Here is a 15,192-nt window from a genome sequence, read left to right as displayed (position 1 = left end):
CGCGTGGCGAAGCGGACGTTCGGCTCGGTCGACCGGCTCCCGAGTGGCCGCTACCGGGCCCGGTACCTGGGCCCCGATGGTCGACGCCACACCAAAATCTTCGGCACCAAGGCGGACGCCTGGGCGTGGCTGGCGAGTCAGCAGACCGACCTCCTCCGCAAGAGCTGGCGAGCCCCGAACCTCAGCAGCCGCACCGTCGGCGAGTACGCCGAGGACTACCTCGCCCGCAACGACCTCCGCGGGAGCACCCGCGTCCTCTACGCGGGGCTGTGGCGTCACCACCTCGCCGAGCCATGGGCCGACGTCCCCGTCGACGAAGTAACCCCGGCCGCCGTCCGCTCCTGGCACGCCAAGGCCGGCCGAACAACGGGCCCGACAGCGCTGGCGCAGTCCTACCGGCTCCTGCGCGCCATGCTCAACGTCGCGGTCGCCGACGAAGCCATCGCCTCGAACCCGTGCCGGTTACGCGGTGCCGGCACGCCGAAGGCCACCCGGCCGTCCCGTGCACTCACCACGGCCGAGGCTCTGCAGCTGGCAGAGCAACTGGGGCGGGACAGGAGGACCGAGCGCTACCGCGCGCTGCTGCTCGTCCTCGCCTTCGGCGGGCTCCGGTTCGGTGAGGCGACCGCGCTGCGCCGGTCCGACGTCCTGCCCGGCGGCCTGCTACGCGTCGAGCGATCGGTCCGGCGCGTCGGCGGCCGCTGGGTGGTCGGCGAACCCAAGATTGACGCCGGACACCGGACCGTGACCCTTCCGGCCGCCATCGCGGCCGTACTGGAGGAGCACCTGGAGAAGCACGTCACCGTTGCTCCGGACGCCCTCCTGTTCTCCACCAGTTCCGGCGGCTACCTCGCCCGCAGCAACTGGAACGCGACGTTCCGGCGAGCCGCCGGCGCCATCGGCCTACCGGCGTTCCGCCCCCACGAGCTCCGCCACACCGGCGCCACCCTCGCCGCGGTGACCGGCGCGACCACCAAGGAGCTCATGCGCCGGCTCGGCCACCCCTCCCCCGCCACCGCCCTCCTCTACCAGCACGCCGCCGACGACCGCGACGCCGACATCGCCCGCGCCCTCGACGCCATGCTCGGCGCGATCACGGAGGCACCGGACGACCACGTCGACGAGCGGCCGGAGTAGTGGTGGTCGTGCAGCGGGGCCAGGGCCACGCCGATGCTGGCAGCGCCGCTCAGGTCGATCCCGTGCGCCATGACGGGCGTCTCCCGCAGCCGGCGGAGCAGATGTTCGGCGCGCGTCTGCGCCGACCTGCCGCTGTGCAGGTCGGTCGGCAGAACGACGGCGGGACGCGCACTGCGACGCCGCCGGGCCTGACCGCACCGGCTACCGCCAGCAGCGGACGGCGTCCGGAGCGGTCGGGCGAGGCCAACCATGGGCCGGGTCCGCTCGGGACGAGAGCGGACCTTTCGGAACGCATGCCGATGCGCGTCAGCCCGCCGGACAGTCCCCTCCAGGTGCGGTGTCAGCGACCATCTGCGTCAGTCTTTCCAAGAGCTGGGCGCCCGACCAATCACCCACCTCGACACGGCGGGTAAGCAGGGGCGAATCGCCGCAGCCGGCCAGCGGCACCTCGTCCTGGACGTCCTGCTGGAACGCCACGTCGAAGCGGGTGGCGAGCACCTCGGCGAGCACGTCCTGGACCCGCGGATCATTCGTGCGGTCCCCGCCGTAGGCGCCGAACGGGTAGGCGAACGCGACCGGCTCCACCCCGATGTGTCGCTCGATGGCCCGCCGCGAGTCGTCCAGGTCGACACTGACCCGCTCCCGGTACTCCGCCAGCGTCTCGTTCGGCCGCAGGCTGGTGAGCGCGGGCAGCCGGTCGCCTCCTGCGACAGGTTGCTCATGGTGAAGACCGGCGGTGTGCGACTGGATGTCCCACCGGCCGGTCGCAGCGAGGTCAGCGATCGTGTCCCAGCCCTCGTAGTACAGCCCGCGCCGGGAGGCCTCGTCGGTGATGACGAACATCGTCGCCCGCCAGCCCGCGTCGGCCAGGACCGGGTCCGCCCACACGAAGGCGTCGGTTCGGCCGTCGTCGAACGTGATCATCACGGCATTCGGGGGCAGCTCCCGTTCGCCACGACGGGCCGCGGCCAGCTCCGCAGCGGTGATGGGGTTCATGCCGGCGGCCCGCATCGCCGCGAGCTGTTCGGCGAACGCCTCCACCGAGACGTTGAACCGCTGCTCACCGTTGCCGGCGCCCAGGCCGTGGTAGACGAGCACGGCGGCCTTCCCGGACCAGGACGGCGCGGATTCCTCGTACCGGGCAGTCTGCGCGTCGGTCAACCGTGGGAGGGACGGTGGCGCGATCTGCACCCGCGCTTGCGCGGCCAACAGCTGCCCTTCGGGGGTGAACTGCCCGTAAGCGACCATGGGGAGCATCGAGAGCGGGATCGCCAGCACGCCGACGAGGACCTGGCGCAAGGGGGAACGCTTGCCCCTGCCCCTCCGGGAAGAGCGGCTCATGCGTCTGTCTCCACGAGGTCGAGATCCCCGCCGGTCACGTCGAGGACGGGCGTCGTGCCTGGCGCCAGGTCCGTGACCCGCTGCTGGTCGACCGGCCGGTGCTCGACCGTGGAGTCACGTGTGCCCCAGCGGGTGTCGCGCATCGTGAGCATGCCCCAGTACGTCTGGAACACCAGCGTGGTCATGTAGATGGCCACGAACGTCATCCCGTGAAACCACAACCCGTCGCGGCGCACGAAGGCGTAATACAGGGAGTACAGGACCGCCATCGCGTAGGACCCGACGGCGTAGAACCACAGCGTGCCGGCGCCACCGGACAGCCCGGACCACACGGCGTGGACCACGACGATCGGCGCGAACAGCGGAAATCCGATGCTGGCGTACGTGAAGAGCGCCGCCAGCGGGTTCTTGCGCCAGAAGTACCGCACCACGTAGAGCGACTCGCGCAGCCACGACTTCTTCCACCGCAGCTGCTGGCGCAGGAAACGCCGCAGCGTGTCCGGAGCCACCGTCTCCGCGCGGGCCGTCGACTGGTAGACGACTCGGTGGGTCTGCAGCACCCGGTTCGTCAGCGCCCTGTCGTCGCCGAACGTCGCCGGCCGACCGAGGAACGTCTGGAATTCCCACTCGTGCAGGAACGGGGTGAGCACGTCGCGGCGGTAGGCGGCGCAACATCCGGAGGCGCAGATGACGGTGCCGGACAGCAGCGACTCCGTGCCCTTGATGATGCGAAACGCGGCGTAGTACCGGACCTGCTGCATCTTGGTGATCCATGTTGCGTGCCGGTTCTTGACCTCGGCGTGGCCGACCACGCCACCGACCCGGTCGTCGGTGAACGGCGCGACGAGATTGGCGAGCGCATCGGAACGGAGGTAGGAGTCGGAGTCCACGAAAACGAGGACGTCCCCGCCGGACCGGCGGATGCCCTCGGCCATCGCCGCCCGCTTGCCGTAGTTCGCGTTCAGATCGATCGCCCGGATCTGGGGCCAGCGCGCCTTGGCGGCCAGGATCTGCGACCAGGTGCCGTCAGTGGACCCGTCGTTGACGACGACCACCTCGACCTGCGCGGCGGGATAGTCGGAGCGCACGATCGACTCGATCGTGCCGAGGATGCCTTCCTCCTCGTTGAACGCGGGGATGATCACGCTGACCCAGCGGCGGTATCCGATGTCCTTCGTCGGCCGGTAGAACAGCGCGACCGCGAAGCGACCGAGCACGTAGCACAGCACCGCGATGGAGTAGGTAGCGAACAGGGGGTCCCGCGTCAGGCTCGCGATCGTGAGCTCACGGGCCATCCAGATCATGTAGAGAATGGCGACTGCATAGCCGAGGATCACGAGTCTCAGCACCGTGCCCAGTGAGACGTTGAGGAGCTTCACAGAAGCACCAACCGGCCGGCGTCGACTGCGTCGGTCCGGTTCCGGAGAGTGCCGGTGACGTCCAGCAGCCGCGGTGCCGCGTCGAGGAGGGCGTCGTAGTCGAGGCCGCGGTGCGCAGTCAGGAGCACCACGAGGTCGCATCCGGCGACCAGGTCGGCGGTGGCGTCGACGGAGACGAACATCCGGCCGTCGAGCTCGATCTGGCGCAGGTAGGCGTCGGTGTACGACACGTCGGCACCACCGCGTAGGAGCCGCTCGGCGACGCTGACCGCCGGAGACTCACGGGCGTCGTTCACGTCCGGCTTGTAGGCCACACCGAGGACGTGGATCCGAGCCCGGCGCAGCGCTCTGCCCTCCTCGCCCAGCACGTCCCGGACCCGACTCACGACGTGCGCCGGCATGCGGTTGTTGACGGCGCGGGCATGCTCGATGAACCCGATGCCGTAGCCGAGCTGCTGCTCGGCCCGCCACGACAGGTAGCTCGGATCCACCGCGATGCAATGGCCGCCGACGCCAGGACCGGGCCAGAACGGCATGTACCCGAAGGGCTTGGTGGCCGCGGCGTCGAGCGCTGCCCAGATGTCCACGCCGAGGTCCGGAGCGATCGTGGCCAGCTCGTTGACCAGGGCGATGTTCACTTGGCGGAAGGTGTTCTCGATCACTTGGCCATCTCCGCCTCCCGCGGGCCACGGGTGGTGACGACCTCGTCCACGACGGTCGCGTAGAAGGCGGCCGCGAGTCCGGTGCACGAGGGGGTGAGCCCACCGACGACCTTCGGCGTGGCGCGCAGCGTGTGCCTCGACCCGGGATCGACCCGCTCAGGAGAGAACGCGACGGCGAAGTCGCGAGCAGCGCGAAGCCCCCCACGCTCGAGAAGCGGGACCAGGAGCTCGTCCGTGGTTCCCGGGTAGGTGGTCGACTCCAGGATGACCAGCGCACCGCGGCGCAGGACCCGACCGATGGTGGCACCGGCCTGCTCGACCAGCGACAGGTCGGGGGCGCCGTCCCGAAGGGGGGTGGGAACGGCGATGATGACCACGTCGGCGTCGCCTGCCGCAGCCGGGTCGGTCGTGAACCTGCCGGTGGACAGCGGAGCGAGGTCGGCGTCGCTCAGATCGCTGATGTAGCTGCGGCCTGCCCGTAGTGCTGCAACCTTGTCCGGCACGGCATCGATCCCGATCACGTCGAAACCGGCCTGAGCTACGGCCAGGGCGAGGGGCAGGCCGACATATCCGAGACCGACGACGGCGATGGTCGCGGTGCGCTCGCTGATGGCAGTGGCCAGGTCCGCCAGTGGGTCGGAGTGGCTCAGGGTCGGGCTGTCGGGGGGCGCGGCAGTGGACATGCGAGAGCGGCTCCTCGTCACTGGCGGGCTGGTGCGCCCGCGATGTCGCCACGGCCGAACGGGGATCGCGCGGCCATTTCGGTGGCCCACCGGAGGGGGACCACGCGGCGAGGGCGACATAGCCCGCCCTTACGAGGGGTAATCACTGCGTTACCGAATGCTACGGCCTGTGGGTGACCGACTTCGCCTGATCGGCGGTCCGGGCAGGTAACGGCGTGACGTTCAGTCCTCGTCGGCGGTGCTGCACTCCCAGTCGGCCAGCAACACCGAGGGATGGTGAAGCGATCGGCTATGACGCCGGCAAGCGGGTCCGCGGCCGCAGTGCTGGTGGATCACCGCGACCGGCAGGTCCCCGAACCTCCGAGAGCGCCCCGGTTCGCCACCAGCTCCGGCGGTTACCTGGCCCGCAGATAGTGGAACCAGACTTTCCGCCGGTCCGCTGAGGCCATCGGGTTGCCCGCGGTCCGGCCGCACGAGCTGCGCCACACCGGTGCCACCCTGGCCGCGGCCACCGGCGCGACCACCAAGGAGCTGATGCGCCGGCTGGGCCACTCCTCCCCCGCCGCCGCGCCCCTCTACCAGCACGCCGCCGACGACCGCGACGCCGACATCGCCCGAGCCCTCGACGCCATGCTCGGCGCAACTACCGAGACGCCGGACGAAGACCCCATGAATCGGTCACGCCGGGCGGCTCGATACGGCCAGGCGAGAGACGCCGTTCGCCCCTCCGGGGCCCTCCATCGTGACCACCACTGGTCACGTGGTGAGCTCGAGTCCGTGCGTAGCGGCGATCCGCGGGGCGATCTCCTCCACCGAGGCTGGCGAGGTCCTATGGCCGAACCGGTATCCCCTCGCCGAGCGGGAGACGCCGTACCCCATACGGGAGCGGGTCCCGTCCGCGGGTGTGACGCCTATGCAGGACATTCCGCAGGGCGGAATAGACAGCCTGCCGGCCGATGCAGCGACCGGTGGACCAGGCACTTCTACGTCCGATCCGCCCGCCCTTTGGCGGCGGTCTGGCCCCACCGCGATTCCGCACAACGGAATGAAGGACAAAGTCCTTTCTCCTCGTCCCGCCTTGTAACTAGCGTCACGGTCGTGAGGTGGCCTCCTCGCCACGAGCGACGAGGAAGTGGACATGGACGTTCTCTCGGAGATCCGCCAGTCGCGGATGAGCCGGTTCCAGGTGGTGGCGGTGACCATCGCCCTTGCTCTGATCCTGATCGACGGCTTTGACGTCGCGGTCATGGCCTACGCGGCCCCGGTCCTGTCCCGGGAGTGGGACATCGACCCGGTCACGCTCGGGTTTCTGCTCAGCGCGAGCCTCTTCGGGATGGCCGCAGGGTCGATCTTCCTGACCCCGCTGGCGGACCGGATCGGGCGCCGCAAGCTGACGATCATCTCGTTGGTCATCATCAGCGCCGGCATGGTGCTGTCGGTCACCAGCACCGGGGTCGCCCAGTTGATGGCCTTCCGCGTGCTCACCGGCCTGGGGGTGGGCGGGATGATGGCCAACCTCAACGTGCTGGTGGCCGAGTACGCCTCGGACAAGCGGCGCGGGTCGATCATCGGCATCTACACCGCCGGGTACCCGATCGGCGCCACGGTCGGCGGCCTCGCGGCCGGCCCGCTCATCCCGCAGTTCGGCTGGCAGTCCGTCTTCGCCATCGGGGCCGCGCTGACCGTCCTCATGCTCGTCGTCTCGTGGCGGTTCCTGCCCGAGTCGCTGGACTACCTGCTCACCCGCCGGCCGGCCCGGGCCCTGGAGAGGATCAACGCGATCCTGACGGGAATCGGCAAGTCCCCGGTGGACAGCCTGCCCCCGGTGGAGACGGCGGTCGCTGAGCAGGGAGCGGTGCGGGAGGTCCTCACGCGCCCGGTCCGCTTCCGGACCCTGATGCTGTGGACCGGCTACGCGTGCCTGGTGGCGGCCTATTACTTCGCCAACACCTGGACCCCGAAGATCATGGCCACGGCCTCGGGCGACGACTCGCTCGGGGTGACCACCGGGGTCATCGCCAACGCGGGCGGCATCATCGGGTGCTTCATCTTCAGCGCCCTGGCCGTCAAACTCCGCAGCCAGCTGCTGCTGGTGGTCACCCTGGTCGGTGCGGCCCTGGCCTACGTCGTCTTCGGCCTGGTCTTCTCCTTCATCGGCCTCGCCATGGTCCTGGCCCTGTTCCTGGGCATCCTGACCACCGCGGGCATCGCCGGCTTCTACGCCACCTCGCCCGGCGTCTACACCGCTCGCGCCCGGGCCACCGGGGTGGGCTGGATGATCGGTCTGGGACGGCTGGTCTCGATCGTCGCCCCCATCCTGGTGGGCTACCTCATCTCCGGTGGGTTGGCGCCGCAGAGCATCTTCTTCCTGTTCGCCGTCCCCCTGGCGGCCGCGGCGCTGAGCATCGTCGCCCTGAACGCCTCGATGAAGCGCACGCCGTCGCCGGTGGTCCCCCAGCCCGTGCCCGCGGCCACGCACTGACCAAGACCACAGCGAGAGGAAGCACCATGGACCGCGTCGATCCCGGCACCCTGCTGCGGCCCGCCCCCGCCAAGGAGGACTGGCCCCGCTCCCGCATGGGCCGGTTCCTGCAGCGCATCGAGGAGGAGACCGGACAGGTCTTCCCCGACTACGAGGCCGCCTGGCAGTGGTCGGTCGACCACCTGGAGGAGTTCTGGGGGCGGGTGTGGGACTTCTTCGGGGTCATCACGCACTCGCCCTACGAGACCGTCCTGCGCGAGCGGACCATGCCGGGCGCCCAGTGGTTCCCGGGGGCGCGACTGAACTACACCGAGCACGTCGTCCGCACGCTCCGGGAACGCACGGACGACGTCATGATCCGGTCCCGCAGCCAGACCAACGGGAGCATCGACTGGACCGGCGCCCGGCTGCTGGAGGAGATCGGCCGCATCCAGCAGGGGTTGCGCCGCCAGGGGATCGAGCCGGGCGACCGGGTGGCCGGTTACCTGCCCAACACCCCCCAGACCCTGGCCGCCTACCTGGCCGTCACGGCCATGGGCGCCATCTGGTGCGCCGTGCCGCCCGAGATGGGGCCCCGGAGCGTGCTCGACCGCATCGGCCAGCTCGAACCGTCCCTGCTGCTGGCCGTCGACGGTTACCGGTGGGGCAGCAAGGACCTGTCGCGCGCCGGGGAACTGGCCGCGATCCGTGCCGCGCTGCCCAGCGTCCCGGTCGTGCTCCTGCCCTACCTCGACGAAGACTGCGCCGCGCCCGACGGCGCCCTGCCCTACGCCGAGTTCACCTGCGAGCAGGGCGAGATCCGCTTCGAGGCGGTGCCGTTCGACCACCCGCTGACCGTGCTGTTCTCATCGGGGACCACCGGCCGCCCCAAGGCCATCGTGCACTCGCACGGGGGCCTGCTGCTGGAGCACCTCAAGGCCGTGGGCCTGCACTTCGACCTCGGGCCCGACGACACCGCCTTCTGGTTCAGCACCACGGGGTGGATGGTGTGGACCCTGAGCATCTCCTCCCTGCTGACGGGCGCGGCGCTGATCCTCGTGGACGGCGACCCCAACTGGCCGACCCTGGACGGCCCCTGGTCGCAGTGGGCGATCGCCGCCGAGACCGGTGCCACCTACCTGGTCACCGGGTCGGCGTACCTGGCGGCGTGCGCACACGCCGGCCTGCGACCGGGCGCAACTTGGGACCTCGGCCGGCTCCGGGAGATCCAGTGCTCCGGATCCCCCCTGGCCGCCGACGTGGCGGGGTGGGTGTACACCGAGGTTGGCGCAGACCTGGTGCTCGCCCCCACCTCAGGCGGCACCGACATCTGCGCCGCCTTCCTGGGGGCGAGTCCCCTGACCGCCGTCCACGCCGGGGAGATGGCGTGCCGGCCGCTGGGCGTGGCCGTCGACTCCTGGGACACCGACGGGCGCCCGCTGCGCGGGGCGCCGGGCGAGCTCGTGGCGACCGCGCCGATGCCCTCGATGCCGGTCTTCTTCTGGGGGGACGAGGACGGCGAGCGCTATCGCGCCAGCTACTTCGACGTCTACGAGGGGGTGTGGCGGCACGGGGACTGGCTGACCCACACCGAGCGCGGCACCTGGGTCATCACCGGGCGCTCCGACGCCACGCTGAACCGCGGCGGGGTGCGGCTGGGCACGGCCGAGTTCTACGCCGTCCTGGACGGGCTGCCGCAGGTCGACGACAGCATGGTGCTGCACTTCGAGGACGGCAGCGGGATGGGGAAGCTGGTCCTCCTCGTCTCCGCCGACGAGGCGGTCGATCGCGCACGACTCGAGGCCGCCATCCGGACGGCGCTGCGCACCGAGCTGTCCCCCCGGCACGTGCCCGACCACGTCGTCTTCGTCGACAGCATCCCCCGCAATCCGAACGGCAAGCGCCTGGAGGTCCCGCTCAAGCGCATCGTCCGGGGAGCGGCACCCGGGGACGTGCTCGACTCCGGGGTGGTCGTCCACCCTGAGGATGTCCTCGAGACCGCCCGCCGGGTGAGCCGAGTGCTCCAACCGGGCTGAGCCACTCCCCTTCGAACACCCGACGATCCGAACCGGAGATGAATCCACTGTCATGACCAGATCCATGGACCTGGACGCCCTCGTGGCCGTCGACATGCACGTCCACATCGAGTCCGACGGCCACGGCCACACCGACATGCCCGACGAGTTCCGGGAAGCGGCCCAACGGCACTTCGGCGCCGCGCACACGCCGCTGGACGTCACGGCCGTGGCCGAGCACTACCGGCAACGCCGGATGGCCGCCGTCGTGTTCACCGTCGACCACGAGTCGACCACCGGTCACCCGCCCATCTCCAACCGGGACATCGCCGCCCAGGCGGCCGAGCACGCCGACGTGCTCATCCCCTTCGCCAGCCTCGACCCGGCCCGAGGGGAGGAGGCGGTGCGGGAGGCGCGGACCCTGGTGGAGGACCACGGCGTCAAGGGCTTCAAGTTCCACCCCAACCTGCAGGCCTTCTTCCCGAACGACCGCGTCGCCTACCCGCTCTACGAGCAGATCCAGGAGCTCGGTGTCCCCGCCCTGTTCCACACCGGCCAGAGCGGAATCGGCGCCGGGATGCCCGGCTCCGGGGGGATACGCCTGAAGTACTCCAACCCTCTGGCCCTCGACGACGTCGCCGTCGACTTCCCCGACCTGAAGATCATCATGGCCCACCCCTCGTTTCCGTGGCAGGACGAGGCCCTGGCGGTCGCTTCACGGCACACCCACGTCTACATCGACCTGTCCGGGTGGTCCCCGAAGTACTTCCCGCCGTCCCTGGTGCAATACGCCAACACTCTGCTCCGGGACAAGGTCCTCTTCGGCTCCGACTTCCCGCTGCTGCCCCCGGACCGCTGGATCGCCGACTTCGCGAAGCTGGACATCAAGCCCGAGGTCCGGCCCCGGATCATGAAGGACAACGCCATCGAGCTGCTCCAGCTCACCGGCGCCCGGTCCGACGACCTCCCTGCGACTCAGCCGGGCGCCTCTGCGGCGAGCAGCTCCTCCAGCGAGGCCCTCGCCTCGGACAGAGCCTCCACATAACCGGGGACGTCCTGGCGCCGGAACCGCACACTCGGCACCGCCGTGGTGAGCGCCGCCACGGCGGTGCCCGAGGGCGCGTGCACGCTGACCCCCAAGCCGTGCACGCCGCGTTCGGTCTCCTCGACGCTGGTGCCGTAGCCGACCCGGCGCACCCTGGCCAGGTTGCGCTTGAGGGCATTCAGGGTCCTGAACCGAGCGAAAGGCCAGGGCGTCAGCCCGCCTCGGTAGAGGTGCTCGAGGTCGGGATTGCTCATCTCGGCCAGCATCGCCTTGCCACCGGCCGAGCAGTAGGCCGGCATCGTGTCCCCGATGCGCATGCCCACCCGCAGCGTCCGCTCCACGTCCTCGATACCGTCGACGAACAGGATGCTGTTGCCGCTGAGCACCATGACCTGGACCGTCTCTCCCAGGCGTTCGTGCAGGCCCTGAAGCACGGGATACGCCAGCCGACGGAGCAGGCCGGCGCTCACCTGCGCAGCCTGCGGCACGAAGACCGGACCGGCCACGTACCGGCGGTTCCGGTCCTGGGCGGCGAACCCACGGCGCACCAGAGCGCTGAGCAGGCGGTGGGCGGTGGAGGGCGCCGTCCCCAGCAGCTCACCGGCCTCCTGGACGGAGAACTGGCGACCGTCCCGCAGCATCAGCGCGAGGTGCAGGGCCCGGTCCACCGACTGGAGCGGAGCAGTCTCACGAGCGTCCCGCATGCCGGAATGATGACATGGCGATTCCAGCACCCGGGATGGAATGGCACCCTCCGAGGGAGCCGTGCACCGTCACCACGGTCTCCGAGGACAGCTCGACCTGCGCCGACGAACACGAACCCGATTCCCGAGAGAGGACGTCCACCATGGCAGCGCAACGAGTCCTGGTCACCGCCGGAGCCAGTGGAATCGGCCTGGCCATCGCCGAGGCCTTCGCTGCCGACGGGGCCCGGGTCCACGTCGGCGACGTCGACGCCGATGCCCTGCGCCGGACGACCGCCGCATCGGAGAGCATCAGCGGGTCCGTCTGCGACGTCAGTGACCCGCAGGCCGTCCAGCGGATGTTCACCGACGTCGAGGAGACGCTGGGCGGCCTGGACGTCCTGGTCAACAACGCCGGCATCGCCGGCCTGACTCAGCCGGCGGAGGAGCTCGATCTGCAGGCGTGGCAGCAGGTGCTCTCCGTCAACCTGACGGGCACGCTTCTCGTGACGCAGCGGGCGATCCCGCTGCTCAAGCAGTCCAGCCGGGGCTCGATCATCGTCATGAGTTCCATCGCCGGCCGTTTCGGCTATCCCAACCGCATCGCCTACTCGACCACGAAGTGGGGCCTGGTCGGCTTCACCAAGACCCTCTCCCTGGAACTGGGGCCCCACGGCATCACCGCGAACACGATCCATCCCGGAGCTGTCCGGGGACCGCGCATCGAACAGGTGATGCAGGGACGAGCGGCGATCTCCGGACGCACGGTGGAGGAGGAGACCGAGCTGGCGCTGGCCAACCAGGCCATCAGGGACTTCGTCGACCCTGCGGACATCGCGGCCCTCGCGATCTTCCTCGCCGGACCACACGGTCGCACGATCTCCGGGCAGGCGTTCCCGATCGACGGGGACTCCAGAGCAGCCCAGTGAGAACGGCTGGACCCGGCGTCGCCCCGGCGCTCTTCTGGTCGCCGCCACGGACAACCCCGAACGGCTGGTCAATACGCGCTTTTCCGCTCCATTGGTCATGGATTGGTCACGCCGGGCGGCTCGATACGGCCAGGTAGAGGCCCTTGTTCGCCCCCTCTCGGGGAGCCTACACTCCGTAGGTCGGTCGGGTCGGGGCAGCACGACGCAGGGGGTCTGTCCTCCTGGACCAGCGGCCCGGCCCAGCCATCGATGTCAGCTGCGCTCAGGATGTGCCAGGCCTGTTCGCTGGGTCGTACGGAACGGCGGGGGCGCCGGGTCGGTGCCGTGGCCGCCGCCCTCCTGCGGCTGGCCCGGGCCCCACCGCGGGCAGCGGGGCGGACCCGCGCTGCTCGTACTCGTCAAGCGACTGGCCTCGGGCGGGCTGCGACGCGCCGCTGTCGAACGCGCCGGCCAGCCCTCGCACTCGGTGACGCCCCGGTGGACGTGAACGACTGACGCGGGCGTGGAGGACCGCGCCCGCGCGACAGCGGGACCGTCCTGCGCCAGCGTCCGCGTGGTGGTGACCGGCATCGGCTGGGAAGCTGATGCCCGTGACCGACGACAGGAGGGACCCGGTGGCCGACATCGCCTACGTCTCGGAAGTCCGGGTCGAGCGCCTGGGTGGACGACTGCGCGCCGCGTACCTGCCGGGCGAGGAGGAGGCGACGGTCTACGGCATGCACGGGGCCATTGCCGAGCACTACGGGGTGGAGCCAGGGACGGGCCCCAGTCATGCCAGCACGATCGATCACCTGGTCGGAGCCGCCCTCGGTTAGCTGACCGGGACGTTCGCCGGTGCCCTGGCGGCCCGGCGGATCGACCCCACCGGTCTGGTGGGGCACGCGCGCGGTGAGGTGGAGCTCGAAGGCAAGGTGCTGGTGGTCAAGCGCATCAAGGTGACCTATACCGGCCTGAGCATCGCCGCGGAGGATGCCGAGAAGGTGCAGCGGGTGCTCGCGTTCCACGCCGACGGCTGTCCGGTGGCACGAAGCCTGAGAGGTGCCATCGACATCACCACGCAGCTCGGGTGATCCACCCGGACCTTTCCGGACCGGGTGGTGCGCAGGGCCAGTCGGTGGTGGCGCCGGCCGACGGGGCACAGCCGCCTCTCCCGCGGTTGGTCCCTGGCCTCTGCGGGCACTGCTGCGGGCAGTGGTGGCGCGCTGACGGGCCTTCCTGAAGTGCCGGCGCCGCGACCGGAGGAGCACCGATGAGCAGTCGCCCGTCCGCCGTCGTGTTCGACGTCAACGAGACGCTCTCCGACATGCAGCCCATGGCACAGCGCTTCGCGGACGTCGGCGCGCCGGAACACCTCGCGAAGCTGTGGTTCACCATGGTGCTGCGAGACGGGTTCGCCCTGGCCGCTGCCCGCTCGCAACAGCCGTTCGCAAAGCTGGCGGCCGGAGCCCTGCGGACACTCTTCAGCGACCTGGACCTGGAGCAGGACCTCGACGCGGCCGTCGACCACATCCTGACGGGCTTCAGCCGGCTTCCGGTCCACGGCGACGTCGCTGACGGCGCGAGGAGCCTGCGGGACGCCGGGCTGCGGCTGGTCACCCTGAGCAACGGTGCGAGCCAGGTGGCCGACCAGCTGTTGACCAGCGCCGGCATCCGCGACTGCTTCGACCGGCTCCTGTCGGTCGAGGACGCCGCAGCATGGAAACCGGCGCGGGCAGCGTACGAGTACGCCGCCAGAGTCTGCGAGGCGGAACTCACCGACATGATGCTCGTTGCCGTGCACCCCTGGGACATCGACGGGGCTGGACGCGCCGGCATGGAAACGGTCTGGATCAACCGCACCGGCGCCCCGTATCCCGACTACTTCACCCCGCCCACCCAGACCGTCCCGTCGCTCACGGATCTCGTCGACCGGTTGGCCTGATCGGCCCGCGCGGCCGGCCGGCCCGCGATCGGCGGCTGGGACGTGCAGGTGGGCCTGACGGGCGCGCGGGGTCAATCGCGGGACGGCGGAAACTTCTGATAGCCGACCGAAGCCCTGAGTCCTTCGGAGACCAGTGGGGCCGGCGACGTCGTCTGGCGGGGAACCACGGTGAGGCCACCCTTCGCCTCGTACAGCACGTACTGCAGTTGAGCGATGTCGAAGACCCCTCGCTGGCGCAGCTCGGCGTACAGGTCGTTGTCGGTCAGCCCGCACGACCTCAGCTGTCCCCGCCGGACCTTCCCGTCGGCCACGAGCACCCGGATGCGGTAGTCGGCCAGCTTGCCGAGCAGCGGCTGGAACCGCAGCAGACTCGCCACTCGGTGGGCCGCCACGATCGAGACGAGGGCCACCGCTCCCGTCGCATAGGACTGTGATTCCGCGATGGCGGTACGCCCCACGATCGCACCGACCGCCACGGCAGCGGCGAAGTCGATGATCGTCCACTGCGCCAAGGTCCTGCGCTGGGCGAGCCGCAGACACACCAGCGCTGTGACGTACATCAGTCCCGCCTTGGCGGCCACGACGGCGAGATCGGGCCACGGACTGGTCAACCAGGACATCGGTTCCTCCCTCGCTGCGATGCCCCGGCGCACGCAGGCGCTGTCACCCCACCACCGTGGCGACCGCGTTCGGCAGCCCGACCGGGTCGGGGATCTCCAGGCCCGGCTGTGGGCCGTCCGGGTCCACCGAGTGTCCCGGCCGTCGCCCACGCACCACGCACATGCCCGCCTCGAGTGCTCCGCGAGTATCACGCGCGGAGGCCGGCACGTGCACGTCGACACCTGCCTGCCGCGCTCTCCGGTAGGTCGCCGGGTGCGGCTCGTAGGCATGGAGCCGCCCGCTGGTCACCACGTCGTCCGGCTCCACGAGTCGCGC

General features: G+C 70.5%; 15 protein-coding genes and 2 pseudogenes. 10 read left to right on the top strand and 7 right to left on the bottom strand.

The window, feature by feature from the left end; all coding sequences use genetic code 11:
- Positions 1–3 precede the first annotated feature (3 nt).
- Positions 4–1,137 (top strand): site-specific integrase, encoded by a 1,134-nt coding sequence (locus CHB94_RS11340; RefSeq protein ID WP_089336687.1) that lies wholly within the window; start codon positions 4–6, stop codon positions 1,135–1,137.
- A 306-nt stretch (positions 1,138–1,443) separates the two neighbouring features.
- Here CHB94_RS11340 and CHB94_RS11335 read toward each other — a convergent pair whose 3' ends face one another.
- From CHB94_RS11335 to CHB94_RS25690, 4 genes are read right to left on the bottom strand one after another with little or no spacing between them, the layout of a single operon-like run.
- Positions 1,444–2,478, bottom strand: a complete 1,035-nt coding sequence (locus CHB94_RS11335; protein WP_089336686.1) for a polysaccharide deacetylase family protein — start codon at positions 2,476–2,478, stop codon at positions 1,444–1,446.
- Positions 2,475–3,857, bottom strand: a complete 1,383-nt coding sequence (locus CHB94_RS11330; protein WP_089336685.1) for a glycosyltransferase — start codon at positions 3,855–3,857, stop codon at positions 2,475–2,477. Before CHB94_RS11330 ends, CHB94_RS11335 begins: the two co-directional genes overlap by 4 nt.
- Positions 3,854–4,519, bottom strand: coding sequence for a nucleotide sugar dehydrogenase (locus tag CHB94_RS25695; RefSeq protein WP_217899270.1), 666 nt, complete (start codon positions 4,517–4,519; stop codon positions 3,854–3,856). Before CHB94_RS25695 ends, CHB94_RS11330 begins: the two co-directional genes overlap by 4 nt.
- Positions 4,516–5,202, bottom strand: coding sequence for a nucleotide sugar dehydrogenase (locus tag CHB94_RS25690; RefSeq protein ID WP_217899269.1), 687 nt, complete (start codon positions 5,200–5,202; stop codon positions 4,516–4,518). Before CHB94_RS25690 ends, CHB94_RS25695 begins: the two co-directional genes overlap by 4 nt.
- A 214-nt stretch (positions 5,203–5,416) precedes the next feature.
- Here CHB94_RS25690 and CHB94_RS26950 point away from each other — a divergent pair.
- From CHB94_RS26950 to CHB94_RS11305, 5 genes and pseudogenes are all read left to right on the top strand, one after another.
- Positions 5,417–5,522 (top strand): annotated as a pseudogene (locus CHB94_RS26950) (IS5/IS1182 family transposase); the annotation flags it as partial.
- A 109-nt stretch (positions 5,523–5,631) separates the two neighbouring features.
- Positions 5,632–6,438, top strand: a pseudogene (locus tag CHB94_RS11320) (hypothetical protein); the annotation flags it as partial.
- The gene (locus CHB94_RS11315; protein WP_089336683.1) at positions 6,341–7,684 is read left to right on the top strand and encodes an MFS transporter; all 1,344 of its coding nucleotides are present in this window, start codon (positions 6,341–6,343) and stop codon (positions 7,682–7,684) included. The pseudogene CHB94_RS11320 and the gene CHB94_RS11315, both read left to right, overlap by 98 nt.
- A 26-nt stretch (positions 7,685–7,710) precedes the next feature.
- Complete coding sequence (locus CHB94_RS11310) at positions 7,711–9,699, top strand: acetoacetate--CoA ligase (protein WP_089336682.1); 1,989 nt, start codon at positions 7,711–7,713, stop codon at positions 9,697–9,699.
- Between the two features lie 52 nt (positions 9,700–9,751).
- Positions 9,752–10,723, top strand: coding sequence for an amidohydrolase family protein (locus CHB94_RS11305; RefSeq protein WP_303395984.1), 972 nt, complete (start codon positions 9,752–9,754; stop codon positions 10,721–10,723).
- Here the strand turns inward: CHB94_RS11305 and CHB94_RS11300 are convergent.
- The gene (locus tag CHB94_RS11300; RefSeq protein WP_089336680.1) at positions 10,654–11,427 is read right to left on the bottom strand and encodes an IclR family transcriptional regulator; all 774 of its coding nucleotides are present in this window, start codon (positions 11,425–11,427) and stop codon (positions 10,654–10,656) included. The two genes, CHB94_RS11305 and CHB94_RS11300, sit on opposite strands and share 70 nt — an antisense overlap.
- 143 nt (positions 11,428–11,570) lie before the next feature.
- Here CHB94_RS11300 and CHB94_RS11295 point away from each other — a divergent pair, with 143 nt between their 5' ends.
- The 4 genes from CHB94_RS11295 (at position 11,571) to CHB94_RS11280 (ending at position 14,256) form a co-directional block, all read left to right on the top strand.
- Entirely contained in the window at positions 11,571–12,335 is a 765-nt protein-coding gene (locus tag CHB94_RS11295) for an SDR family oxidoreductase (protein WP_089336679.1), read from the top strand.
- 590 nt (positions 12,336–12,925) lie between these two features.
- Positions 12,926–13,150 carry a hypothetical protein gene (locus tag CHB94_RS11290; RefSeq protein ID WP_254920581.1) on the top strand — a complete coding sequence of 75 codons (225 nt, stop codon included), beginning with the start codon at positions 12,926–12,928 and terminating at the stop codon, positions 13,148–13,150.
- Positions 13,151–13,405: an OsmC family protein gene (locus CHB94_RS11285; RefSeq protein ID WP_089336677.1), complete on the top strand. Its 255-nt coding sequence runs from the start codon at positions 13,151–13,153 to the stop codon at positions 13,403–13,405.
- Positions 13,406–13,584: 179 nt separating this feature from the next.
- On the top strand, positions 13,585–14,256 hold the full coding sequence (locus CHB94_RS11280; RefSeq protein WP_089336676.1) for a haloacid dehalogenase type II: 672 nt from the start codon (positions 13,585–13,587) through the stop codon (positions 14,254–14,256).
- A gap of 71 nt (positions 14,257–14,327) precedes the next feature.
- Here the strand turns inward: CHB94_RS11280 and CHB94_RS11275 are convergent, their stop codons facing one another.
- The gene (locus CHB94_RS11275; RefSeq protein WP_089336675.1) at positions 14,328–14,876 is read right to left on the bottom strand and encodes a DUF421 domain-containing protein; all 549 of its coding nucleotides are present in this window, start codon (positions 14,874–14,876) and stop codon (positions 14,328–14,330) included.
- A gap of 43 nt (positions 14,877–14,919) precedes the next feature.
- A partial coding sequence (locus CHB94_RS11270; RefSeq protein ID WP_497006391.1) for an HAD family hydrolase occupies positions 14,920–15,192 on the bottom strand: 273 nt, incomplete at its 5' end.

The sequence above is a fragment of the Blastococcus mobilis genome, assembly GCF_900188025.1.
Taxonomy (GTDB): domain Bacteria; phylum Actinomycetota; class Actinomycetes; order Mycobacteriales; family Geodermatophilaceae; genus Blastococcus_B; species Blastococcus_B mobilis.
This window is presented reverse-complemented; position numbering and strand designations above follow the sequence as displayed.

What these genes read in the sequence shown, in the direction of transcription:
- CHB94_RS11335 (WP_089336686.1), bottom strand. Translation starts at nt 2,478, where the DNA reads ATGAGCCGCTCTTCCCGGAGGGGCAGGGGCAAGCGTTCCCCCTTGCGC.
- CHB94_RS25690 (WP_217899269.1), bottom strand. Translation starts at nt 5,202, where the DNA reads ATGTCCACTGCCGCGCCCCCCGACAGCCCGACCCTGAGCCACTCCGAC.
- CHB94_RS11315 (WP_089336683.1), top strand. Translation starts at nt 6,341, where the DNA reads ATGGACGTTCTCTCGGAGATCCGCCAGTCGCGGATGAGCCGGTTCCAG.
- CHB94_RS11310 (WP_089336682.1), top strand. Translation starts at nt 7,711, where the DNA reads ATGGACCGCGTCGATCCCGGCACCCTGCTGCGGCCCGCCCCCGCCAAG.
- CHB94_RS11305 (WP_303395984.1), top strand. Translation starts at nt 9,752, where the DNA reads ATGACCAGATCCATGGACCTGGACGCCCTCGTGGCCGTCGACATGCAC.
- CHB94_RS11300 (WP_089336680.1), bottom strand. Translation starts at nt 11,427, where the DNA reads ATGCGGGACGCTCGTGAGACTGCTCCGCTCCAGTCGGTGGACCGGGCC.
- CHB94_RS11295 (WP_089336679.1), top strand. Translation starts at nt 11,571, where the DNA reads ATGGCAGCGCAACGAGTCCTGGTCACCGCCGGAGCCAGTGGAATCGGC.
- CHB94_RS11280 (WP_089336676.1), top strand. Translation starts at nt 13,585, where the DNA reads ATGAGCAGTCGCCCGTCCGCCGTCGTGTTCGACGTCAACGAGACGCTC.
- CHB94_RS11275 (WP_089336675.1), bottom strand. Translation starts at nt 14,876, where the DNA reads ATGTCCTGGTTGACCAGTCCGTGGCCCGATCTCGCCGTCGTGGCCGCC.